This window comes from Galbibacter marinus (assembly GCF_000300875.1).
Lineage (GTDB): Bacteria > Bacteroidota > Bacteroidia > Flavobacteriales > Flavobacteriaceae > Galbibacter > Galbibacter marinus.
Genome location: NZ_AMSG01000003.1, coordinates 216,662 through 239,412, shown reverse-complemented (window position 1 = coordinate 239,412; position 22,751 = coordinate 216,662). Strand labels below are relative to the sequence as shown.

General features: G+C 36.0%; 22 protein-coding genes and 1 other RNA gene. 14 read left to right on the top strand and 9 right to left on the bottom strand.

The features are described from left to right. Window positions 1–50: 50 nt before the first annotated feature. Complete coding sequence (locus I215_RS04500; protein ID WP_008990773.1) at window positions 51–1,313, bottom strand: D-alanyl-D-alanine carboxypeptidase/D-alanyl-D-alanine-endopeptidase; 1,263 nt, start codon at window positions 1,311–1,313, stop codon at window positions 51–53. A gap of 152 nt (window positions 1,314–1,465) precedes the next feature. Between I215_RS04500 and I215_RS16635 the strand changes: the two genes are divergently transcribed. Together I215_RS16635 and I215_RS04490 are read left to right on the top strand one after the other, a co-directional pair. Beyond that, window positions 1,466–1,837 carry a DUF805 domain-containing protein gene (locus I215_RS16635; RefSeq protein WP_008990772.1) on the top strand — a complete coding sequence of 124 codons (372 nt, stop codon included), beginning with the start codon at window positions 1,466–1,468 and terminating at the stop codon, window positions 1,835–1,837. Between the two features lie 99 nt (window positions 1,838–1,936). Next, window positions 1,937–2,131 carry a hypothetical protein gene (locus I215_RS04490; protein ID WP_008990771.1) on the top strand — a complete coding sequence of 65 codons (195 nt, stop codon included), beginning with the start codon at window positions 1,937–1,939 and terminating at the stop codon, window positions 2,129–2,131. Window positions 2,132–2,239: 108 nt separating this feature from the next. Here the strand turns inward: I215_RS04490 and I215_RS04485 are convergent, their stop codons facing one another. Together I215_RS04485 and I215_RS04480 are read right to left on the bottom strand one after the other, a co-directional pair. Next, complete coding sequence (locus I215_RS04485; RefSeq protein ID WP_008990770.1) at window positions 2,240–3,184, bottom strand: LysR family transcriptional regulator; 945 nt, start codon at window positions 3,182–3,184, stop codon at window positions 2,240–2,242. A gap of 143 nt (window positions 3,185–3,327) precedes the next feature. After that, on the bottom strand, window positions 3,328–4,086 hold the full coding sequence (locus tag I215_RS04480; RefSeq protein WP_237738923.1) for a peptidylprolyl isomerase: 759 nt from the start codon (window positions 4,084–4,086) through the stop codon (window positions 3,328–3,330). Here I215_RS04480 and I215_RS04475 point away from each other — a divergent pair. Together I215_RS04475 and I215_RS04470 are read left to right on the top strand one after the other, a co-directional pair. Further along, a complete protein-coding gene (locus I215_RS04475) occupies window positions 4,066–4,713 on the top strand; it encodes an NUDIX hydrolase (RefSeq protein ID WP_008990768.1) in 648 nt (215 codons plus the stop codon). The two genes, I215_RS04480 and I215_RS04475, sit on opposite strands and share 21 nt — an antisense overlap. Before the next feature lie 42 nt (window positions 4,714–4,755). Continuing rightward, a complete protein-coding gene (locus tag I215_RS04470; protein ID WP_008990767.1) occupies window positions 4,756–5,553 on the top strand; it encodes a lysophospholipid acyltransferase family protein in 798 nt (265 codons plus the stop codon). A 20-nt stretch (window positions 5,554–5,573) separates the two neighbouring features. Here I215_RS04470 and I215_RS04465 read toward each other — a convergent pair whose 3' ends face one another. Together I215_RS04465 and I215_RS04460 are read right to left on the bottom strand one after the other, a co-directional pair. Next, window positions 5,574–6,191 carry a hypothetical protein gene (locus I215_RS04465; protein WP_008990766.1) on the bottom strand — a complete coding sequence of 206 codons (618 nt, stop codon included), beginning with the start codon at window positions 6,189–6,191 and terminating at the stop codon, window positions 5,574–5,576. Beyond that, window positions 6,191–6,685, bottom strand: a complete 495-nt coding sequence (locus tag I215_RS04460) for an RNA polymerase sigma factor (RefSeq protein ID WP_008990765.1) — start codon at window positions 6,683–6,685, stop codon at window positions 6,191–6,193. Before I215_RS04460 ends, I215_RS04465 begins: the two co-directional genes overlap by 1 nt. 290 nt (window positions 6,686–6,975) lie before the next feature. Between I215_RS04460 and dnaK the strand changes: the two genes are divergently transcribed. Then, on the top strand, window positions 6,976–8,877 hold the full coding sequence (gene dnaK, locus I215_RS04455; protein ID WP_008990764.1) for a molecular chaperone DnaK: 1,902 nt from the start codon (window positions 6,976–6,978) through the stop codon (window positions 8,875–8,877). A gap of 733 nt (window positions 8,878–9,610) precedes the next feature. Here the strand turns inward: dnaK and I215_RS04450 are convergent. Beyond that, the gene (locus I215_RS04450; RefSeq protein WP_008990763.1) at window positions 9,611–10,153 is read right to left on the bottom strand and encodes a GNAT family N-acetyltransferase; all 543 of its coding nucleotides are present in this window, start codon (window positions 10,151–10,153) and stop codon (window positions 9,611–9,613) included. Between the two features lie 39 nt (window positions 10,154–10,192). Between I215_RS04450 and I215_RS04445 the strand changes: the two genes are divergently transcribed. The 6 genes from I215_RS04445 to I215_RS04420 all read left to right on the top strand — a co-directional run bounded on the left by I215_RS04445 (window position 10,193) and on the right by I215_RS04420 (window position 16,861). Further along, the gene (locus I215_RS04445) at window positions 10,193–10,618 is read left to right on the top strand and encodes a PaaI family thioesterase (RefSeq protein ID WP_008990762.1); all 426 of its coding nucleotides are present in this window, start codon (window positions 10,193–10,195) and stop codon (window positions 10,616–10,618) included. A gap of 4 nt (window positions 10,619–10,622) precedes the next feature. After that, window positions 10,623–11,684, top strand: coding sequence for an isochorismate synthase (locus I215_RS04440; protein WP_008990761.1), 1,062 nt, complete (start codon window positions 10,623–10,625; stop codon window positions 11,682–11,684). A 71-nt stretch (window positions 11,685–11,755) separates the two neighbouring features. Beyond that, window positions 11,756–13,489 (top strand): 2-succinyl-5-enolpyruvyl-6-hydroxy-3-cyclohexene-1-carboxylic-acid synthase, encoded by a 1,734-nt coding sequence (gene menD / locus I215_RS04435; protein ID WP_008990760.1) that lies wholly within the window; start codon window positions 11,756–11,758, stop codon window positions 13,487–13,489. Between the two features lie 90 nt (window positions 13,490–13,579). Next, a complete protein-coding gene (locus I215_RS04430; protein WP_008990759.1) occupies window positions 13,580–14,890 on the top strand; it encodes an NAD(P)/FAD-dependent oxidoreductase in 1,311 nt (436 codons plus the stop codon). 109 nt (window positions 14,891–14,999) lie between these two features. Continuing rightward, window positions 15,000–15,623: an L-threonylcarbamoyladenylate synthase gene (locus I215_RS04425; RefSeq protein WP_008990758.1), complete on the top strand. Its 624-nt coding sequence runs from the start codon at window positions 15,000–15,002 to the stop codon at window positions 15,621–15,623. Between the two features lie 5 nt (window positions 15,624–15,628). Then, window positions 15,629–16,861 (top strand): glycosyltransferase family 4 protein, encoded by a 1,233-nt coding sequence (locus I215_RS04420; RefSeq protein WP_008990757.1) that lies wholly within the window; start codon window positions 15,629–15,631, stop codon window positions 16,859–16,861. A 5-nt stretch (window positions 16,862–16,866) separates the two neighbouring features. Here I215_RS04420 and I215_RS04415 read toward each other — a convergent pair whose 3' ends face one another. Continuing rightward, on the bottom strand, window positions 16,867–17,256 hold the full coding sequence (locus I215_RS04415; protein WP_008990756.1) for an acyl-CoA thioesterase: 390 nt from the start codon (window positions 17,254–17,256) through the stop codon (window positions 16,867–16,869). A 39-nt stretch (window positions 17,257–17,295) separates the two neighbouring features. Continuing rightward, the gene (locus tag I215_RS04410; RefSeq protein ID WP_008990755.1) at window positions 17,296–18,345 is read right to left on the bottom strand and encodes a glutaminyl-peptide cyclotransferase; all 1,050 of its coding nucleotides are present in this window, start codon (window positions 18,343–18,345) and stop codon (window positions 17,296–17,298) included. An 88-nt stretch (window positions 18,346–18,433) separates the two neighbouring features. On the opposite strand from I215_RS04410, the gene ffs reads away from it, so the two are divergent. Both ffs and fsa read left to right on the top strand, forming a co-directional pair. Further along, window positions 18,434–18,532, top strand: an RNA gene (ffs, locus tag I215_RS15835) — signal recognition particle sRNA small type. Between the two features lie 203 nt (window positions 18,533–18,735). Next, window positions 18,736–19,392, top strand: a complete 657-nt coding sequence (fsa, locus tag I215_RS04405; RefSeq protein WP_008990754.1) for a fructose-6-phosphate aldolase — start codon at window positions 18,736–18,738, stop codon at window positions 19,390–19,392. A gap of 81 nt (window positions 19,393–19,473) precedes the next feature. Here the strand turns inward: fsa and I215_RS04400 are convergent, their stop codons facing one another. Then, window positions 19,474–20,886, bottom strand: a complete 1,413-nt coding sequence (locus I215_RS04400; protein WP_008990753.1) for a TlpA family protein disulfide reductase — start codon at window positions 20,884–20,886, stop codon at window positions 19,474–19,476. A 168-nt stretch (window positions 20,887–21,054) separates the two neighbouring features. Between I215_RS04400 and I215_RS04395 the strand changes: the two genes are divergently transcribed. Next, window positions 21,055–22,674, top strand: a complete 1,620-nt coding sequence (locus I215_RS04395) for an ABC-F family ATP-binding cassette domain-containing protein (protein ID WP_008990752.1) — start codon at window positions 21,055–21,057, stop codon at window positions 22,672–22,674. Window positions 22,675–22,751 lie beyond the last annotated feature (77 nt).

Sequence of the window (22,751 nt, the reverse complement as noted above, 5' to 3'; positions counted from 1 at the left end):
ATGCAAATTTACTAATATTCACCTGTTTTTAAGGTAGCTTTTAAGCTATTTTAATAATTGTCACGTATGAATTCTAGGATCTGTGCCATTTTTGCTTTCAAGTCATTAGAACTTCGTCTATAGTGATTGTTCATAAAACTAAAAATTAAGGTTTTCCCAGAATCGGCAACAAGATAACCACTCAGGCAATAATTGTTACTTAAACTTCCTGTCTTTGCGTGTATGTAAGGACGTGGATCCCCTTTAAAATATCGTTCTAACGTTCCACTTTCTCCACCAGTAGGAAAAATATTGTAGAGTGTCTCTTTTGGAGTCATCTCATATAGTTCCTTTAGGGTATATACCATTGAAGAAGGAGTGAATAGATTGTATCTTGACAAGCCTGAACCATCTACCCATCTTGGCTTATGTGCAAGTCCGTTTAATTGATTTTCTAAAATGTATTGACGAGTCTTTGCGCTACTAAGATTATCCCCAAGAGTAGTGGAGGCCATAATGAGTAGCTGTTCGGCAATAAAGTTATCACTTACCTGCATAAGTTGCTTGTACACTGAATCAGCGGCAATGCCATAAATTGTTTTTATTTCTGTGGTTGGGAAATGATCAACAATTGTAATGGATTTGCCGGTTTGATGTTCTAGAATTTTCCTTATAACAGTGCTATCGGTAATAAATGGAACCTCTATAGTATCCTTTTGGCTAGTTGAAAGGTAGAATTCATTTTTGCCAATAGCCCTTCTATATGAAGCCCGTTGAAGTTTAACATGGTTTTTAAAAGAATCTATGGAAACATATAAGGAATCTCGATTGGACAATCTTACAATGTTCCCGAATAAAGGCAAAGAACTTCGCTCGGGTGAATAGTAAGCATCAAAATCATCCCAAGCCCATCCAGGACCCAATTGAGTATCTTCTAAATTATCATAATAAAGGTGTATGTCTTGTTGTTTTTTGAGGAATTCAATAAGGGAGCTATCTTGGAGAACGGGATGTAATGCTGCTGGGTTTCCTACTCCTCGAATGTACATTTTACCATCGGAGGTGGTATACTGAATACTTGGTAGAAAATCCGGCAGTAGACTCATTGCTGCGTATAGAGTAAAAATTTTCGTATTACTGGCTGGGGTGAAATATTTGTCTCCGTTGTAATTAATAATAGTATCACCTGAAATTGGATCATAGACAAAGAGTCCACTAAATTGGTTTTCAAAAAATGAATTGTCAAATTGTGTAGTTACTTTTTTTGTAAGCGACTTGTACCCCGAACAACTTACAAGGCTTGCTGTTATAAAAATTAAAATGATTCTTTTCATTATGAATTAATTTGCCAAGTACAAAATACTAAAATACAATAAGCTATCGCTGGTAAACTAAATTTATTAACAGCAATTACAATAATTTGAAGAAATATTAGAGTGAATGTTAAAAATTATCATATATTTACAATTGCCTAAATCTTAAAAAAATGTTTAAAAACCCCTTTTCCTTCAGTGGAAGGATACGTAGAACCGAATTCGGTTTAAGCGTATTGTTATGCGTTCTTGGTTATTTCCTATGCTATTTATTATCAAGTATCTCGGCTGCCATATTGCAAATTCAGCTTGGCAGTTATTCCTTCGTTTTTTGGTTATTTTTTCTTCCAGTATTGTATTTTATAACAGCACAGGGAGTGAAGAGATGCCACGACATGGGTCATAGTGGATGGTATCATTTGATTCCATTTTATTGTTTTCGACAGCTCTTCAAAGAAGGTGACTCTTGTATAAATAAGTTTGGTACAAATCCTAAGGAGCTTGGAAACTTTGAAACCTTGACAAGACTAGAAAACACACACTGAATACTTTTTAACAATTAAACTTTGATTTTAACGGAAAGACAACAATTTTATGTCCACCTATTCGTTACTTTTAAGTCAACCTAATAAATTTTTAAACCAATGGCTAGAGCTATGTTTGAGTACACTAAAATGGTGTTGCATAAGGTGAGCTTTGATCCTAAATTATTCTGTAAAGAATTAGAAAAAGCTGCCTCTAGATTACTACCTTACGAAATCGATGAATTAAGAATTTGGCTTAACGTCTATATCCAAGGTAGACCCGAATTATCACAATGTTTAATTTACATCAAATAACAGTCTATAAAGTATACTATTAGAAGAACCATTTTTTAATAGTATACTTTATAAAAATATTCCTCTTTAGGTCTTAGTCAGATAATGTAGTGTTATTACAAAGTACTCCTAGTTTATTTTATGGGCCACAGGACTAATAATTTTTACATCTTGAAAAGCGATTGCTCCCCTGATGACTCCTGTAATGATTTCTTTTAATGCATGGGTAATATGCATTTTCAATTCGCTTTTATGATATATTAAACTAACCTCACGTGCAGGATTAGGTTCTTTAAAAAATCGAAGATTTAATTTTTGACTCTCGCTAAGATCCATGGTGTGTAAAAATGGGAGTAATGTCATACCCATTCCTTCATCGGCTAGTTTCATCATGGTCTCAAAACTACCACTCTCCACATGAAAGCGATCATCCTTAAAATTTTTGTTTTTACAAAGGTTGATCACCCCTTCTCTAAAGCAATGCCCATCTTCAAGAAGCAGAATATCTTCCAAATCTAAGTCCTCCATTGTGATTTTTTTAACCTGGTGCAACCTATGACTCTGCGGAACATAAGCTACGAAAGGCTCGTAGTACAATACATTTTCTTTTATGGTTGGGTTATCTAGGGGTGTGGCTGCAATAGCAGCATCAAGATAACCATCTTCCAATCTTTCAATGAGTACATCGGTGTTTTGCTCCTCAATCTTTAAATTGACTTTAGGATATTTGTTGACAAAGTTTTTCAAAAACAAGGGTAGCAGGGTTGGCATTATTGTGGGGATGATTCCAATTCTGTATTCACCACCAATAAAGCCTTTTTCTTGATCCACAATATCTTGTATGCGATGTGATTCATTGACAATATTTTTAGCCTGTTCCACTATTTTCTCCCCAACAGCAGTGAGTTGGATAGGCTTCTTGCTACGATCAAAAATGAGAATATCCAGTTCATCTTCAAGTTTCTGTATCTGCATACTCAGGGTAGGTTGGGTAACGAAACTTTTTTCAGCCGCGTGTGTAAAGTTTTGATGCTCAGCAACAGCTAGCACGTATTGTAATTGGGTAATGGTCATAGTAATTTTTTTAAAAACAAAGATACAAAACTATTGCTAAAACCTATAATTGTTTTGAATTTGATATATATAAACAATTTATAAGAGTTACAGCTCTAATACCAAATAAGTTTAACGCATCCATCCTTAAAACCAGGTAAATGTTAATCTAGGATTTCAATAGAATCTATTACCACATTGGTCAGTGGCCATTCGTCTGGACCTGTTTTAACATAATTGATTTTATCTACCACATCCATTCCTGAGGTAACCATTCCAAAGGCAGTAAATTTTCCATTAAGATGTGGTGCGCCTGTTTTTGTGGTTACTATGAAAAACTCATATGGAGAGGCTAGTTTATGAGGATTAGTAACGTCATCGCTACTGGGCATAGATACCGTTCCTCTGATGTGTTTATGGCCTTTTCGAGTATCTGGAGGTAAAAGATAAAAGCCAATACTATCACGTTTGTCAGCTGTCATCTTTAAATCCGTATTTCCACCTTGAATAATAAAGTCCTTAACTACTCTATGAAAAAAGGTGTTGTTGAAATATTTCTTAGAACTGAGGTATATCATATTGGCCCTGTGGTAGGGTGTGTTGTCATATAAATCAATGATGAAATTTCCCATTGAGGTGTGTACTTTGACCTTGGATTGTTTATGTGTTTTTTGATAATCAAAGAAAAAAGGAATAGCGTTTTCTTCCGTAAGCACAAATGGTTTTTCTTCTTGCTTCTCTTCTTTTTTCTCTTTGGCTGAATTAGCGATACTATCTTTTGAAAGTTCAATACTATCTTTTGGGTTGGTCTTAGGAGATACCTTATTTTTCTTTGACGGTTGGTTGCAGGCGGTTAAAATAATTAATAGTAATATTGTAGTAGTTCTTAAAGAATATTGCATATGGAATTTTCTGATTTTCATGATTTAGTTTCAAAAATAAAAAATATGCCATTACCAGGAGAAGAATCTCATAATAAAATGGCGCCAGAGGCTAGAATACAGGAAATTGATAAATGGAAGTTATCAAAGAAGGTAGCTCGAAAAGCCGGGGTGATTAGTCTATTTTATCCAGATCTGAGTAATCAGACGCGTCTTTTACTGATACTTCGAAAAACCTATAATGGAGTGCATTCAAATCAGGTCGGGTTCCCAGGGGGTAAAGTGGAACTTTCAGATCGAAATATACAAGAAACGGCTCTTAGAGAAACATGGGAAGAAGTTGGGGTAAAACCACAACAAATTCAACTCGTAAAACCAGTTACAGAACTTTTTATTCCTCCAAGTAATTTTATGGTACATCCTTTTATTGGTCTAACCAATAGAACACCTAAGTTTGTGGCACAACCCTCAGAAGTGGAGCAGATTATTGAAGTACTGTTCTCTGATTTTATGGACGATCGCTTTGAGACTTCACAAACACTGAGTACTTCCTATGCTGATAACATAACCGTTCCTTCCTTTAGCTTTAATGATTTTACGGTCTGGGGAGCCACAGCAATGATACTAAGTGAAATAAAAGACCTTTTTAAAAAGTCAATTGAACTGTAAGTTTTGTATTTTTGAAAATCCTATTAATGATAAAGATTTAAGATGGCTATATTCAAAAGAAATCCTTTTGGACATATATTATTTATAAAGAAATGGTTGATTCGAATTGCAGGTGTGCTCACTCATAGACGCTACCGAGGATTCAATGAACTTCAGATCGAGGGATCAGAAATTATCAAAAATCTACCAGAAACAGGTGTTTTATTTATTTCAAATCACCAGACCTATTTTGCGGACGTGGTTGCCATGTTTCACGTCTTCAATGCTAGTTTAAGTGGGCGAGTGGACTCCATTAAAAATGTGGGATACCTATGGCAACCTAAGATGAATCTTTATTATGTAGCAGCCAAAGAAACCATGAAGTCTGGATTTTTGCCAAAGGTATTGGCCTATGCAGGATCTATAAGTATTGAACGTACTTGGAGAGAAGCTGGAAAGGATGTCAATCGAAAGGTAAAGTTTAGTGATATTTCAAATATCAGTAAGGCCTTGGATGATGGATGGGTGATTACTTTTCCCCAAGGAACCACCAAGCCTTGGAAGCCTATTCGTAAAGGAACAGCTCATATTATTAAGCATTATAAGCCAATCGTTATACCTGTTGTTATTGACGGCTTTAGACGATCCTTTGATCGAAAAGGACTTCGCATTAAAAAGAAGGGAATTCTACAATCTATGGTTATTAAAGAACCTTTGGATATTGATTATGACAATGAAACTATAGAGGAAATTGTGGAGAAAATTGAGTATTCCATTGAACAACATCCTTCATTTTTAAAAGTAATTCCTCAAGAGGAAATAGCTGAAATTGAACGTCTAAATAAAAAACGTGCGTGGTAATTTATAATCCATATACAGTGTTAAACCTCCATTTTCTTTAGCTCTTTATAATTGTGTCTTAAACGTCTCATTAAGAAACCATAGAGTAGAAGGTATATACCTAAAAGTACGAACAATACAATCAATGTTGCAATGACTGCGACTACAAAAATAATGAGATAATCCTTTATTTGAGCTTCATGAACAAAGATGTCCCAACCACCTTGTTGATTGATATACACATATATAAAAGTAAAAATAGAGGCTAATCCACCGAGCACTAAATTTAAGATAATATATAATCGTACGGTCCTGCGGGCATTCATGATACTTTCCAGTAAGCCTTTAACCGATGCAGTAGTAGAGATGTTTCTATAATTTTGGAAAAAGCGGTAGGCAAAATACAATAACACAGGTATGGAAATGTAAGAGAAGTAATTGATGAAATTGGGCAGTTGTATTTGTTTACCCACGTTTGGATGGTAGAATAAAATTATTAGGATACCTAGTCCTAATTCAAGTATACTAATATAAAAAATCCATCGTACTGATGAAGATGATTTCCTAAGCATCATCTTATAGATATCTTCGTAGGATAGCTTGGGTAGATTCTTCTCCCTTTTCTGCCAATCCTTTTTTAATAAATCAAGCTCTTCCATTAGGGATTTAGTATATTTCTTAGTTTCTTTTTAATTCTATTCATTTTAACTCTTGCATTGATCTCGGTAATACCCATCGTCTCTGAAATTTCATAGTAATTCTTATCCTCTAAGTATAAAAATACTAGTGCCTTCTCTATGTCGTTGAGTTGTTTAATTGCATCATACATCAAGGATAATTGTTGTTCCTCTGTATCGTCATAATCTATCGCTTTGACCCTATAGAGAACTGGGTCTATATTATCAGTTGGGAGGCGTCTTTTAGATTTCCTATAAAGAGTAATAGCTGTATTGAGCGCTATTCGGTACATCCATGTGCTAAATTTAGCATCTCCTCGAAATTTGGGATAGGCTTTCCATAATTGGATGGTGATCTCTTGGAACAAATCTTTATGCGCATCAGGGCAATCCGTATAAATCTTACATATTTTATGTACGATATTTTGGTTTGCTTCCAACTGGTTTACAAATTTATGCTCTAGGTCGTGTGTCAAAGTTGAGATTGATGTTTTAAGTATTAGTAGTCAACTTGCTTACAATGTTACAAAAAGATTTAGCTAAAGGTGTGTGTCTTATAGATTTTGCAGCGTAATTAGAGTAGAGAGAATTTTGTCGTTTAGAATAATTTGCCACACAGTCGGGTAGTAATGACAGCAACTTAGTGGCTTAAACAGTTGATGTTAGCTTTTTATTGTGACAGTTTGTCATTTTTAAATCCATGGCACAAAGATTGAAATTTGTATTGCGAATTAAAAGAATTTTCAAACACTATAAAAATATAAACATGAGTAAAATTATTGGTATAGATTTAGGTACAACCAACTCTTGCGTTTCTGTGATGGAAGGAAGCGAGCCAGTGGTAATACCTAATGCTGAAGGTAAACGAACTACTCCTTCTGTAATCGCTTTTGTTGATGGTGGAGAAATAAAGGTTGGAGATCCAGCTAAACGTCAGGCGGTAACCAACCCTAATAAGACCATATATTCCATCAAGCGTTTTATGGGGAATAAGTTTTCAGAATCTGAAAAAGAAGCCTCTAGAGTGCCTTATAAAGTAGTTAAAGGAGATAATAATACCCCAAGAGTAGATATTGATGGACGTTTATACACGCCACAGGAATTGTCAGCCATGATTCTTCAGAAAATGAAAAAGACAGCTGAAGATTATCTTGGACAGGATGTTTCTCGTGCTGTAATTACTGTTCCAGCTTATTTTAATGATTCTCAGCGTCAAGCAACTAAAGAAGCTGGTGAGATCGCTGGGTTGAAAGTAGAGCGTATTATTAACGAACCAACTGCAGCGGCACTTGCCTATGGGCTTGATAAAAAAGGACAAGATCAAAAAATCGTTGTTTTTGATTTTGGTGGTGGAACACATGATGTATCTATCTTAGAATTAGGTGATGGAGTTTTTGAAGTACTATCTACAGATGGAGATACTCACCTTGGCGGTGACGATGTTGATGAGAAAATCATCAATTGGTTGGCTGATGAATTTAAGGAGGAAGAGGATGTTGATTTAAGAAAAGATTCAATTGCTTTACAACGTTTAAAAGAAGCGGCTGAAAAAGCAAAAATCGAACTTTCATCTGCAAGTCAAACAGAAATTAACTTGCCGTATATTACGGCAACTGCAAGTGGACCTAAGCACTTAGTGAAAAGCCTTACGCGTTCTAAATTTGAGCAACTAATCAGTGATTTGGTAGCAAGAACAATTAAGCCTTGTGAATCAGCTATTAAGAATGCTGGTATTTCAAAAAGTGAAATTGATGAAATTATACTTGTTGGAGGATCAACTAGAATCCCAGCAGTTGTAGAAGCTGTAGAAAAATTCTTTGGTAAGAAGCCTTCTAAAGGAGTGAATCCTGACGAGGTTGTAGCGGTAGGTGCTGCAATTCAGGGAGGTGTATTAACAGGAGATGTGAAGGATGTATTGTTATTGGATGTAACACCATTATCATTAGGAATTGAAACTATGGGTGGTGTTATGACTAAACTCATAGAAGCCAACACAACTATTCCTTCTAAGAAATCACAGGTATTCTCAACGGCTGCGGACAATCAACCTTCAGTTGAAATCCACGTATTACAAGGGGAGCGTTCTATGGCAGCGGACAATAAAACTATTGGTCGTTTCCATTTAGATGGTATTCCACCAGCACAGCGAGGAGTTCCACAGATTGAAGTAACCTTTGATATTGATGCTAACGGTATTATCAATGTTTCTGCAAAAGATAAAGGAACTAATAAGGAGCAAAATATCAGAATTGAAGCTTCTTCTGGCTTAACAGACGAGGAAATCGAGAAAATGAAAAAAGAAGCAGAAGCAAATGCTGATGCGGATAAAAAGGCTAAAGAAAAAGTTGATAAACTAAACGAAGCCGACAGTATGGTTTTCCAAACTGAAAAGCAACTGAAAGAATTTGGGGATAAATTATCAGCGGATAAGAAAAAACCAATAGAGGATGCTTTAGAAGAGTTAAAGAAAGCCCACGCTTCTCAGGATGTTGAGCAAATTCAACCTGCTTTGGATAAGATTAATGAAGCCTGGAAAGATGCTTCTGAAGAGATGTATAAAGCAACTACAGATGCGCAGCAAAACGGTGCAGCCCCTGGAGCTGACAATGCAGAGCCTTCAAAAGAAGGTGATGATGTACAGGATGTTGATTTCGAAGAAGTGAAATAATAAGTGATATGATTGCTTAGTCCTATTTAGGGCTGGACATCTAATAAACAAAAGAATCCTGGGGCGATGGTCTCGGGATTTTTTTATGATCGAGGTCAAAAAAAACCTCTCTTAGATCATTTTAAAAGAGAGGTTCAATATATTTTGTACTTAGCTTGTTGATCAGCTTTCGAACCCTTGGCGGCATCCACATAATCTATTAGTGATAAATGATGAGATTCATCAAGTCCGCTAGCATCCCGTTTGACATGGAATTATAAAAGGGAAGAGTTCTTAAAATCATTTGTTGTACAGTCTTATCCATATAATTCGACATATGTACAAAAAAGACTCCATCTTATTTTACAAATACATAATAGGCAAATGATTTGCGATTTGTAATAATGTTAGGCCATTTGAGTTATCGCTTTTTTCTTTCAATTAGTCGAACTCCTATTTCTTTTATTATCCAAATCACAATTCCTAAAATTGCAAAAATTTTAGCGATTTCTAATATCCATAAGTTTGAGGTCATAATATTGCTTTTTTAATAGTTTAATTCTTTATAATAATCGACCTAGTGATTATTGTATGTATACGATGAAGTAAACGGAAAAGGTTGCTTGTAAGTTGTATTTTAATAAAATATTTAACACATTTTAATATAGCTTTAACGACTTAATTCAAAATGTCATTATCAGACAAACAAAGGTGATCCTAAAAATTTAGTAGAGAAGTTTTTCAAGATTGGTAGCTATAACCATTCATTTTTTAAAATACCATAACAGCAGGTATTTCTTTTGTATCCATCACTCAAGAAAACGTTTTGCCTTAGCACGCCTTCAAGCTGTGCACCTAGCTTTTCGACCGCTTTACGCGATCGAACATTGCGTTGATCTATTCTAAACTCAACCTTTTCAAAATTCATTTTATGAAAAGCATAATTGATCATTAACTTTTTCATGGATGTGTTAAGACCAGTTCCTTGGAATTCTTTTCCGATCCAAGTAGATCCTATATGTAGTACCTTGTTTTTCCAATCCATGTTCATATACCGGGTGCTGCCAGCATAGCGCTGTGTTGTTTTGTCATAGATAATAAATGGTAGCGCCAAGTCCTTTTCACATGCTAACAATGCTTGTTGGACATAATTTGTCAAGGCCTGAAATGTAGAAATATCTGAGGGAGAATATTGAAGTAAATCTCTTTCAGAGGAAATAGCATATAGGTTTTTGTAATTTTCCAGAGTTAAGGGTTCCAGTTTTACAATTTCGTTTTGTAAGGTCGGTATATTCATCAACGTTTGTTGTATTTTTGTGAGTCCAAAAGTAATAATATGCAAATTGATAAGGAAAAGATTTTAGCAACGATTAACCAAAGGTGTGAAAATACACTAATGGAAACCCTTCAAATAGAATATATTGAAATCGGTGATAATTACCTTGTTGCCAAAATGCCTGTTAATCCTAGAGTACATCAACCTGATGGTGTTTTACATGGTGGTGCTACTGTGGCTCTAGCAGAAAGTGTGGGTAGTGCAGCCTCATTTGTGTTTTTAGATACCAAAGATTTTATCATACGAGGAATTGAAATTAGTGCCAATCACCTGAAGAGTATTTCGCAGGGGGAAGTTTATGCTACTGCTCGATTCCTCCATAAGGGCCGCACTACGCAATTATGGGAGATTAAAATTACTGATCAAAAAGACAACATAATTTCAATTTGTAAATTAACTACTATTCGATTGCCAAAAGCTAATTAGTATTATGATTCTCACTGGTGAAGTTTTTTTTAAGGAAGTCTCTAATCATTACGATCAAGAGTTGCCTTTAGTGTTGTATAAATACCCGGCCAAAACGAAGATCCATGGAATGTTACAATTTGATAATACACTCCATAAATTGGTTCATATGAAGCAGCAGGGTTTTATAATGGTGCCTTTTGTTGGAAAAGAAAATGCAGTTATTATTCCAAAGGATTCTTCAAAGGAAATTCAGTGTGAATTGTCCAGTGTAAGTAGTGGTCATTCTATAGAGATATTAGAGCTGGAATATCCGGAAAAACAGCGTCACTTGTCCCTAGTAGACAGCGGGGTTAAAGCGATTGAAAATGGAAAGTTTCAAAAAGTGGTGCTTTCTAGAGAACAGCGTATATCCCTACCTGAGTTGGATTGTATCGGACTTTATAAAAATTTAGCTCGGCGTTACCCAGATGCTTTTTGCTACCTGTGGTATCATCCTAAAGTAGGGCTGTGGATGGGAGCAAGCCCTGAAACTCTTATTGATGTAAAGGATCAAAAAATACATACCATGGCTTTAGCAGCAACTGTTGGAGATCATGGTCAAACTACAGTTCAGTGGGGAGAGAAAGAAAAACAAGAACAGGCCATGGTTACAGTGGCTATTTTAGATGCCTTAAAGGACTATAGTAGTGATATTAAAGTCTCGGAGGTACAAACCGTAAAAGCTGCTAAGCTATACCATTTACAGACTAAAATTACTGCTAAATTATCAGGTGATTTGGAAGGACTTATTGAAGAACTTCATCCCACCCCAGCGGTGTGCGGTTTACCCAAACTCCCTGCTTTGGATTTTATTCAAGCTAATGAATTCTATAAACGCAACTACTACACAGGATATTTAGGAACCATTAATATGGAACAACAAGCCCAACTTTATGTTAACCTGCGTTGTATGCAGTATATTGGAAATGAGTTGGTGTTGTATGTTGGAGGTGGAATTACTATTGATTCAGTTGCTGAGAGGGAGTGGGAAGAGACCGTAAACAAAGGAAAGACTATTTTAAATGTAGTTACTGGCACCCCGTAAATTACTTGACTTTTTATGGATAAAGGGACTTATTTTGAGTATTTTTGTTACTCCAATTAGGCAATTTAAACATGAAGAGATCGAGCATTGTTTTAGCACAAACGGTATCGCAGTTATGCAAATTAAAAGAAATTCAACATATCATTATTTCTCCAGGTAGTAGAAATGCACCTTTAACCATTAGTTTCACAGAAGATCCTTATTTTAAAACTTATAGTATTGTAGATGAGCGCTCTGCTGGTTTTTTTGCTTTAGGAATTGCACAGCAACTTAAAAAGCCCGTGGCCTTATTGTGTACTTCTGGTTCAGCTCTTTTGAATTATTATCCAGCCATATCGGAGGCCTTTTACAGTGACATTCCACTTGTTGTTCTCTCGGCTGATCGTCCTTCTTCTAAGATCGATATTGGAGATGGGCAAACCATCAGACAAAACGATGTATACCATAGGCATATTCTGTATTCAGCCAATTTAAAAGAAGATCAATATACTTATGATGGTAAGACATCAGGTGAAGAAACCATCTATAATAATCATCAAAAGGAAAATGAGCACAAAATAAATTATGCCATAAACACCGCTATTATGGAAAGTGGACCAGTGCATATCAATATCCCTTTTGAAGAGCCGCTTTATCACAGTGTGGAGCAACAGTTAGTTCATCCCGAAGTTATATCAGCCTCCTTGTCCGACTACACGATTACATCTGAGGAATTAATGTCCTATTCTAAAATTTGGAATTCGGCTGAAAAGAAAATGGTGTTAGTAGGGGTAAATTTCCCAGATGAAATTCCTTTTGAAGTATTGGAGAAGTTAGCAAATGATACAAGTGTGATTGTCTTTACTGAGACAACTTCTAATTTACACCATTCTGATTTTTTTCCAAACATCGATAAAATTATAGCCCCCTTGGAATTCAATAAGAAGGATGAGCCTCATTTTAAAGAATTACAACCTGATGTACTACTTACTTTTGGAGGGCTAGTGGTATCTAAAAAGATAAAAGCATTTTTAAGAAATTATCCACCTAAACATCATTGGCATATTGATCCGAAAAAGGCTTATGATACTTTTTACTGCTTGGAACGGCACTTTAAAACCAAACCATCGGAGTTTTTATCCGCATTTTTAAATCTAGTAGAACCTAGTTCCACTGGACAACAAAGTACATGGCTGAAGGTTAAAGCACAGCGGAGCGTGGCTCACAAGCAGTATGTAACCCAGTTACCTTTTTCTGATTTTAGCGTTTACGAGCGAATTTTAAAAACCATTCCAAATCATTACCAACTACAGTTGAGTAATAGTTCGACCATTCGATATGCGCAATTGTTTCAATTAAACGAAAAGTTACAGGTTTTCTGTAATCGAGGTACAAGTGGAATAGATGGTAGTATTAGTACGGCAGTAGGAGCGGCTGTGGCAAGTAATCGACCAGTTCTTATTATTACAGGGGATCTTAGTTTCTTTTATGACTCGAATGCCCTTTGGAACAATTATATACCATCTAATTTTAGGCTTATAGTTATTAATAATCAGGGAGGTGGTATTTTTAGGATTTTACCAGGGAATAAAAACACCGATAATTTCAGCACCTATTTTGAAACCAAACACTCCTTAAGGGCTAAGGGGATTTGCGAAACCTTTGGAGTAGAGTATCTAAGTGCAGCAAACCAAGAAGAGTTAGAAGAACACTTGATAGCATTTTACAAAGATTCCCAAAGAGCTAAATTATTAGAAATTCACACCCCAAGACTTTTAAATGACGAAATTTTACTCGGTTATTTTAAGTTTTTATCACAGAATTAAAGTTTTTCCCTTGTTTTGGCCAGTAGAATATTAAAAATCAGTGGTTGTAGTAGAATTTAAATTGATACCTTTAATGTATAAATTCAAGACATGAATATACCGCAGATAACTATACCCCGAGTTGTAATCATAGGAGGAGGCTTCGCTGGTATTCAACTCGCTAAAAAACTCGCCAAGCAAGAGGTTCAGGTGGTGATGTTGGACAAACATAATTACCATACTTTTCAGCCTTTATTGTATCAGGTCTCTACAGGTGGGCTCGAACCAGATTCTATCGCATATCCCATTCGAAAAATTCTAAGCAGGTTTCCCAATTTCTATTTTAGATTGGCTAACGTAACTAGGATTGATCCTGAGGCAAAAAAATTAGAAACCAATATTGGGCCTTTGAAATATGACTATTTAGTTTTAGCCACAGGCTCTAAAACTAATTTCTTTGGTAACAAAGAAATTGAATTAAATAGTATGATTATGAAGACGGTGCCTGAGGCACTTAACCTTCGCAGTTTGATTTTGCAAAATTTCGAAAAAGCATTGCTCACTGATAGTCTAGATGAGCAAGATGCATTAATGAATTTTGTTATTGTCGGTGGTGGACCAACTGGTGTTGAACTCGCTGGGGCTCTAGCTGAGATAAAAAAAGGAATCCTTCCTAAGGACTATCCAGATTTGGATACGCGAAGGGCTCAGATAAATATTGTTCAATCTTCGGATCGTGTTCTTGACGGAATGAGTGAGGTAGCCTCAAGAAAAGCTGAGGAGTTTTTAGAGAAAATGGGGGTCAATATTTGGAAGGATACTCTGGTTACTGGATATGATGGTGATATAGTATCGACCAACTCTGAATTGACATTTCGAACAGCTACCATGATTTGGGCTGCTGGAGTTGAAGGAGCTCTTATCGATGGTCTAAAAACCTCTGAATGTTTATTGCCAGGAAATCGACTGAAGGTAAATGAATTCCTTCAGGTAAGTCATTATAAGAATATATTTGCCATTGGAGACATCGCCTGTATGACAAGTGAGGATTATCCCAGAGGGCACCCAATGGTTGCTCAAGTGGCCATGCAGCAGGGAAGAAATCTGGGAGATAATTTATTGAAAATACTGGAAAACAAAACAGACCTAAAACCTTTTGTTTACAAGGATAAAGGAACCATGGCAACCATTGGCAGAAACAAAGCAGTGGTCGATCTGCCAAGTTGGAAGTTTCAAGGTTTTTTTGCTTGGTTTGTCTGGATGTTTGTGCACTTGTTGTCTCTGATAGGCTTTAGAAATCGCGCAATTGTATTTGTGAATTGGGTATATAATTATATAAGATTTGATCGCGCAGCCAGACTAATTATCAGACCTTACAAAAAAGAGACTAGGTCAAAGGATGTAAAGGTGGTAGCTAAGTAGTCTCAACTATTTTTTTCATGTAGTTTAACTGAAAATTTACCAAGAGATTTTAGTGAGTAACGATCGTTTAATATAAGTTAGTGTTGAACTTTATTTTAGATTTTGTATTATGGCGGACTTAGTACGTATATATGAAGAGAATCCTAACCCTCGAGAGATTGAGAAGGTCGTCAGTGTACTTCGAAATGGAGGACTGGTGATTTATCCTACGGATACGGTATATGGGCTTGGATGTGATATAACCAATACTAAGGCACTGGAGAAAATCGCGCGGATAAAAGGTGTGAAATTAGAAAAAGCCAATTTTTCATTTATTTGTGCAGATCTGAGTAATTTATCGGACTATGTTAAGCAAATAGACACTGCCACTTTTAAGATTTTAAAAAGAGCTTTACCAGGGCCATATACATTTATTTTACCTGGCAGTAATAAACTTCCAAAAGTATTTAAAAAGAAAAGAACAGTGGGAATAAGAGTTCCAGATAATTCAATTGCCTTGAGTTTGGTTCAAAAGCTTGGAAATCCTATTGTTTCTACTTCCATCTATGATGAGGATGAATTGATTGAATATACTACGGATCCTGAGCTTATCCATGAAAAATGGGATAATTTAGTATCCATTGTTATCGATGGTGGCTATGGTGATAATGTGGCCTCTACAGTAATTGATCTTTCACAAGCCACTCCTACTGTAATTAGAAAGGGTAAGGGTTCATTAGATGTAATCAACTAATTATTTTGGAGATAAAAAGCGTACTATTTATTGGATTTGTATGGCCAGAGGCTAACTCTTCTGCGGCAGGGAGCCGAATGATACAATTAATAAGGTATTTTAGTGACCTTGGGGCTAAGATTACATTTGCCAGTTCCGCTAAGCTTGGAGAACATCCTTCTGATTTAAAGTCACTGGGAGTGGAAATGGTTCCAATTAGATTAAATCATTCTAGTTTCGATGACTTTATAAAGATTCTAAACCCTGATGCTGTTGTTTTTGATCGGTACATGACAGAAGAACAATTTGGTTGGAGAGTTGCGGAATGTTGTCCAAATTGTATCCGGATTTTAGATACGGAAGATTTACATTGTCTTAGATTTGTTCGCCAACAGTGTTATAAAAAGGGAGAACAGCTGACAGAGTCCAAACTCCTATCAAATGAATTGTCGAAAAGGGAATTGGCTAGTATCTTTCGATCAGATCTTAGTTTAGTTATCTCTCAGTTCGAGATGCAGCTACTTGAAAACTTATTTGGAGTTTCATCAAATTTACTTTTTTACCTTCCCTTGGTCGTAGAGCAAGAGACTGTTAATATAAAAGACTGGAAAAACAAGAAGGACTTTGTTTTTATCGGGAATTTCATGCATGCTCCCAATTGGGATGCCGTACTGAATTTAAAAAATAATATTTGGCCTAGTATTCGTGAAAATCTTCCTGAAGTAAAACTTCATATATACGGGGCTTATTCCTCTGTAAAGGTCAAACAACTTCACAATGAGCAAAGTGGTTTTCTAGTACATGGCTGGGCAGAGAGCGCAAGGGAGGTTTTTGAGTCGGCAAGGGTATCACTTGCACCTATACGCTTTGGTGCAGGTCTTAAAGGTAAGTTGCTGGAATCAATGCATTTTGGAACGCCAAATGTAACGACTTCTATTGGAGCAGAAGGAATACAGGGCAATATGCATTGGGGTGGTTTTGTCGAGGATCAGTGGGATGAATTCTCAAAGGCAGCGGTAAAATTGTATTTGGATGAAAAAGTATGGGTAGCCTCTCGGGATAGTGGATATAACTTAATAAGAGAGCGATTCGACTCCCAGGTCCACTTTGTGGCCTTCAAAAATAGGCTTCAACAAGTGATATCTGATCTAAAGAACCATCGAAACAAGAATTTTATTGGTGCCATGTTAACTCAACAAACTACCGCCGCTAGTAAATACATGTCAAAATGGATTGAAGCTAAAAACAGTAACGAATAATAGCCTTAGGTGAACAAGTTTGTCAATTCTTTAGTTAGTCTTGTTACTCGCTTTGAATGCTTATCTATTAGACACCACTCTGCGGTAGATCTAAGGATAAGTTTCTGTGAGTCTTGATGGTAAATCTCCACAACTCGAACAGAGATTGCCCCTGAAGCTTCTTTAATGAAGGTTTTAAGTGTGAGAGTTTCTCCTAGAAATGCTTGCCCTTTATACTCGATATAATTGGTTCGCACCATCCATATATAGTTGTTTAGCATTTGGGCTGTAGCTTCCGCTTGCCAATGTTCTTTGGCGATATCTTGTACCCATTGTATATAACGAACGTTATTTACGTGGTCTAAGTCATCGAGATCCTCCTTTGTTACGACGATAAGTTTGGTGAAATATTTCAAAAATCTATGTTCTTAATTTAGAAGTTATTCTTTTTAGTGCTATTTTTCTTTGATGCTCACTTCGAACAATTTATCCCAATTCTTCCCAGTGACGAAGAAGGTTTTGGACCTTGGATTATAAGCGATTCCGTTTAAGACATCTAAATTAGGATGTTGTTTGACTTGATCCTTTAACCCTCTAAAATCGATTACTCCAATAATAGCACCTGTTTGAGCATCGATAATCATGGCACTGTCCTTAAGATAAACATTAGCATAGATCATGCCATCTACGTACTCTAATTCGTTAGCTTTGTTAAATACAGAGGTATTGGTAACGGTTTCAATAAAACCTACTTCTTTTAAGGTTTGTGGATCTAGAAGCCATATTTTATCACTTCCATCACTTTTATATATGTGCTTCTGCCCAGGATCGTGGGTTAATCCCCATCCTTCTTTGCTTTTCCCGTACTCAAAGGTGTCTAGTTGTTCAAAAGTATTTAAATCAAATACAAATCCTTTTTTACCTAGCCAGGTAAGCATATATATTTTTTGATCCATGATCGTAATGCCTTCTCCAAAATAGGTGTCCGCTAAGTCAACCTGTTGCAAGACCTTTCCTGTCCTGTAATCTACTTTTCTTAGTGAGGACTGTCCTTTTCTTCCTGTACTCTCATATAAGGTGTCATTGTGAAATTCAAGTCCTTGAGTGAAGGCTTTTATATCATGTGGATATGTATTTAATATTTCATAGGTATATACCTTAGGGGGGGTGTTGGAGAGTACCGTCAATTTTTTTGAAACCGAAACGGTATCTCCTTCAAAAGTTATCAAGGCTTTGAGATCCTGGATACCGAGTTTTTCAGTATTTAGGGTAAGTTTGTTATCCGAAACTTCCACATTTTTCCCATTGAGGGTATACTGAATCTTATCGATGGATTTGTTTTTTTTATTGGTCAACTCGATTTCAATGACATTTCCTTGCTGAATTTCCTTTTCTGGAGTATTAATTGATAAGGAAAATAAGGAGTTTTTTTGAGTTTTATTTGAATCGCAAGATCCTGTGCTTAGAATTAAAAAACTGATGATGAAAAACTTAGGTAAATACATGGGTTTGTCGAAATTTAAAGCAAGATATTTAATAAAATTAAGATAGTAAAATAATTGCTTAAAGATAAAAAGTTTGTATTTTTGCACCCGGCAAGTCCTACACGACCAGCTCCTGTAGAATCCCCCAGGGTGGGAACGCAGCAAGGGTATATGGTTGTAGCGGTGCGATGTAGGTAGCTTGCCTTTTTTTGTACCCTAAAATGAACGATTTAACTTCGTCTTGATTTCCTTCCTTTTGCTTTTATAAAACTGATTTTTAAAGAAAAGCAAAAATCTGCTGTTTTAAGGGTATTAAATTATAACTTTGTAGTAGTAATTTGTTTTTTATAGCAGTAGAAGAAAACTCTATATTATATTTACAGGATATTAATTTTAACAACAATAAAAGCTATGAAATTTTTTATAGACACAGCAAATCTTGATCAAATAGCAGAAGCGCAGGCTTTAGGGGTTTTGGATGGTGTAACAACTAATCCATCTCTTATGGCAAAAGAAGGTATTGTCGGACGTGACAATATTCTAAAACACTACGTTGATATATGTAACATCGTTGAAGGTGGTGATGTGTCAGCTGAGGTTATTGCTACTGATTTCGATTCAATGGTTAAGGAAGGGGAGGAGCTCGCGGAATTGCATGAGCAGATCATCGTGAAAATTCCTATGATTAAAGATGGTGTTAAAGCCATGAAATATTTTTCTGATAAGGGTATTAAAACCAACTGTACATTAGTGTTTTCTCCTGGACAAGCACTTTTAGCTGCTAAGGCTGGTGCAGCATACGTATCTCCGTTTATCGGAAGATTGGATGACATTTCAACGGATGGTTTGAACCTAATTGCTGAAATCCGTCAAATTTATGACAATTATGGTTTTGAAACAGAAATCTTAGCGGCATCCGTTCGTCATACAATGCACGTTATTGATTGTGCTAAACTCGGTGCTGACGTGATGACTGGACCGTTATCTGCAATTACTGGATTGTTGAGTCACCCACTTACTGATATCGGATTAGCAAAATTCCTTGCAGATTACAAGAAAGGAAACTAAGAGATATTTAAAATACAATTTCTTGGCTAGTTGATGGTTGAGAAATTAAAGATATTAATAAGGCTTGCAATGTTGCAGGCCTTAGTTATTTATGGACTTTAGGCTTCTTTCAAGATGCCCAGTGTAGTAAATGTTTGCGAATCCCTCTGCGATTTTACCTTCCTGATCTACTACAACTATCTTGTTGAGATTTTTGATAACTAAGTTGGATAACAGCTCCTCAACGTTCTCTGTGCGGTATTGATTTCTAGCATCCTCTTGATTTTTAATGCTCGCTATATTTTGTAGCCACTGTTCTTGGTCATCGTTTACATTAATACCGATATAATCAACATCTGGATATTTTTCCTTTAAGCGGTTAATCCGCGTTAAAATATTTGAAAGGTGATTTCGTTGATGGTAATTCCAAAAATAAAAAACAGTATTCTTTTTGTAGTTATCTGAGGTTAAGGTAAGTTTTTCTCCAGTATTTGTAATCAAATGAAGTGTAGGGATATTAAGTCCTTGTTGCATTTGTTGTACATTGTGGTAAAAGGAGTCGATTTCTTCTTGATGTTGGTTGTCTTTAGAAAACTTACTGAAAGCCTCCATAAACTCAGCATTTTCTTTTGAGCTATGTCTTGCTAGTAAATAAGAAAAGGCAGCGTTACGAGTTAAATTATCACGAATGGTTTTGTTTTTGCTTACCAAACTATCGATTAATTCAAGTTTATGTAGGCTGTAGTGCGTGGATCGTCTATAACTTGGCTTACGTTTATCGCAGTCTTGTTCGCAAAAGCCTAAAGCTAAATTATTGAAATGCGTAATTAGGTAATTAAAATAAGGACTGTAATAGGTCAGCAGGCTATCATTATAAGATATATTTTCCCTAAATGTATAAAATTGACTAGGAAGTTCTTCGATATGTTGTTTACCTGTACGGCGTCTGTGAATAAATGGATATTCCTCCATGTCTGTAAAATACCGATAATTAATGGCACTTTGAGCGATATGCTTAGATAAAGGGGAGAGGGACTCTTCTTGATTTATGTCCTCCAACAATTTCTGTTTCATAGCTCTAAGAGAATCAATTTTAGCCATAAAATCTCCTGCATCTAATTCACTATAAGTGTTTACCGCTTTTTCTTCGTCTTCATAGATGAGGAACATGTCCATCAAAAAATTATTCTTAATAGCACCTTTACCAGTAAAAACTAATGATTCATCGAAATCCAAGGTGTTTAAGCGCACCATAAGGCTATCCCCTTTCTCAAGAACGATGTATTGGTATTCATTGTGATCAAAATGGTATAAACCTTCTTTGAGGTCCTCTATGTGAAAAGAAAATCGATTGTTTTGATTCAGTTGTGCAGAGTCAACTACAGTATTGTTCCAATACAGGTATACATGATCTGTAGTTGGGTTTACAATCTCTCCTCCGAAATATGCAGAGGTTGGGGAGTGTGAACAACTGTAGGTAAGGGCAATAATTATCGTAACGTAAAAGTACTTCATATAACAGCTTGATGTGTTTTCCGCACCATTTCTAACAAATCTATAAAAGCCGCTGATAGATAAATGTTAAGGCAACGTTAAATAAGAGTTTTTAACGTTTAAGCGGGGCGAGGATATGTGTACTTAATTTATTACTTTTGCGGTCTTAATAATAAAAAGCAAAGGTGAATGTTATCAGTGTCTAATTTATCGGTACAATTTGGAAAACGCGTTTTATTTGATGAGGTAAATGTCTCGTTTGTTCAAGGGAATTGTTATGGAATTATTGGTGCCAATGGGGCCGGAAAATCCACATTTTTAAAAATCATATCTGGTAAACAAGATGCCACAAGTGGTCATGTACATCTAGAGCCTGGCAAGCGCATGTCAGTATTGGAGCAGGATCATTATGCATATGATACTTATACCGTTCTTGAGACCGTACTTAGAGGTAATCAACCCTTGTTCGCTATTAAAAAGGAAATGGACGAGTTGTATGCTGATTACACTGATGAAAATGCAGATAGAATTGGTGAATTACAAGTGGAATTTGAAGAAATGAATGGATGGAATGCAGATAGTGATGCGGCTGCTTTGTTGTCAAATCTTGGCATTTCAGAATCCTTTCATTACTCACTGATGGGAGACTTAGATGGAAAACAAAAGGTTCGTGTTCTTTTGGCACAGGCATTATTCGGAAACCCCGATGTTTTGATTATGGATGAGCCGACCAACGACTTGGATTTTGAAACTATTTCATGGTTGGAGAATTTCCTAGCACATTATGAAAACACTGTAATTGTTGTATCTCACGACAGACACTTTTTAGATGCAGTGTGTACGCATATTGCAGATATTGATTTTGGAAAAATAAACCTCTATAGCGGTAACTATTCTTTCTGGTACGAAAGTAGCCAATTAGCTGCCCGGCAGCGTTCTCAACAAAATAAGAAAGCTGAAGAAAAAGCAAAAGAATTACAAGAATTTATTCAGCGCTTTAGTGCCAATGTGGCTAAAAGTAAACAGGCTACCTCTCGTAAGAAGATGCTTGAAAAATTAAAGATAGATGATATTAAACCATCAAGTCGACGTTATCCTGCAATTATATTTGAAAGAGAACGTGAGGCTGGAGATCAAATATTAAATGTTGAAGGTCTTAGAGCAAGTATTGACGGTGAGTTATTGTTTGACAAAGTAGATATTAATTTAGCTAAAGGAGATAAGGTGGCTATTATCTCTAAGGATTCCAGAGCCACTACTGCTTTTTATGAAATCCTCAATGAGAATTTAAAGCCAGAGGCTGGAGAGTTTCAGTGGGGTATTACCACCACCCAAGCTTATTTACCAGTAGATAATGCGTCTTATTTTGATAATGACCTTACATTGGTGGATTGGTTAAGACAGTGGGCTAAAACTGATGAGGAGCGTGAAGAGGTATATGTTAGAGGGTTCTTAGGAAAGATGCTATTTAGTGGAGAGGAGGCATTAAAAACAGGGCGAGTACTCTCAGGAGGTGAAAAAGTAAGATGTATGTTGAGTCGAATGATGATGCTCAGGGCAAATGTACTTATGTTAGATGAGCCAACGAATCACTTAGACTTGGAAAGTATTACAGCTTTTAACAACTCACTGAAAAAGTTTCCTGGAACGATTTTGTTAACCACACATGATCATGAGTTTTCTCAAACAGTAGCGAATCGCATTATCGAACTCACGCCTAAAGGAGTAATTGATAGATATTTAAGTTTTGATGAATACATGAATGATCCTAGTATAAAAGAGCAGAGAGCTCAGATGTACAGCAAATAGGAACATTATATACCTATTCACAAATTTCATAAAGAGCGGGGGTAAAAAGACGTACTTCCGCTTTTTTTTGTTTTAAC

Bases quoted from the DNA above. Each gene is read 5' to 3' on its own strand.
- I215_RS04500 (WP_008990773.1), bottom strand. From the start codon at position 1,313: ATGAAAAGAATCATTTTAATTTTTATAACAGCAAGCCTTGTAAGTTGT.
- I215_RS16635 (WP_008990772.1), top strand. From the start codon at position 1,466: ATGTTTAAAAACCCCTTTTCCTTCAGTGGAAGGATACGTAGAACCGAA.
- I215_RS04490 (WP_008990771.1), top strand. From the start codon at position 1,937: ATGGCTAGAGCTATGTTTGAGTACACTAAAATGGTGTTGCATAAGGTG.
- I215_RS04485 (WP_008990770.1), bottom strand. From the start codon at position 3,184: ATGACCATTACCCAATTACAATACGTGCTAGCTGTTGCTGAGCATCAA.
- I215_RS04475 (WP_008990768.1), top strand. From the start codon at position 4,066: ATGGAATTTTCTGATTTTCATGATTTAGTTTCAAAAATAAAAAATATG.
- I215_RS04480 (WP_237738923.1), bottom strand. From the start codon at position 4,086: ATGAAAATCAGAAAATTCCATATGCAATATTCTTTAAGAACTACTACA.
- I215_RS04470 (WP_008990767.1), top strand. From the start codon at position 4,756: ATGGCTATATTCAAAAGAAATCCTTTTGGACATATATTATTTATAAAG.
- I215_RS04465 (WP_008990766.1), bottom strand. From the start codon at position 6,191: ATGGAAGAGCTTGATTTATTAAAAAAGGATTGGCAGAAAAGGGAGAAG.
- dnaK (WP_008990764.1), top strand. From the start codon at position 6,976: ATGAGTAAAATTATTGGTATAGATTTAGGTACAACCAACTCTTGCGTT.
- I215_RS04450 (WP_008990763.1), bottom strand. From the start codon at position 10,153: ATGAATATACCGACCTTACAAAACGAAATTGTAAAACTGGAACCCTTA.
- I215_RS04445 (WP_008990762.1), top strand. From the start codon at position 10,193: ATGCAAATTGATAAGGAAAAGATTTTAGCAACGATTAACCAAAGGTGT.
- I215_RS04440 (WP_008990761.1), top strand. From the start codon at position 10,623: ATGATTCTCACTGGTGAAGTTTTTTTTAAGGAAGTCTCTAATCATTAC.
- menD (WP_008990760.1), top strand. From the start codon at position 11,756: ATGAAGAGATCGAGCATTGTTTTAGCACAAACGGTATCGCAGTTATGC.
- I215_RS04430 (WP_008990759.1), top strand. From the start codon at position 13,580: ATGAATATACCGCAGATAACTATACCCCGAGTTGTAATCATAGGAGGA.
- I215_RS04425 (WP_008990758.1), top strand. From the start codon at position 15,000: ATGGCGGACTTAGTACGTATATATGAAGAGAATCCTAACCCTCGAGAG.
- I215_RS04410 (WP_008990755.1), bottom strand. From the start codon at position 18,345: ATGTATTTACCTAAGTTTTTCATCATCAGTTTTTTAATTCTAAGCACA.
- fsa (WP_008990754.1), top strand. From the start codon at position 18,736: ATGAAATTTTTTATAGACACAGCAAATCTTGATCAAATAGCAGAAGCG.
- I215_RS04400 (WP_008990753.1), bottom strand. From the start codon at position 20,886: ATGAAGTACTTTTACGTTACGATAATTATTGCCCTTACCTACAGTTGT.
- I215_RS04395 (WP_008990752.1), top strand. From the start codon at position 21,055: ATGTTATCAGTGTCTAATTTATCGGTACAATTTGGAAAACGCGTTTTA.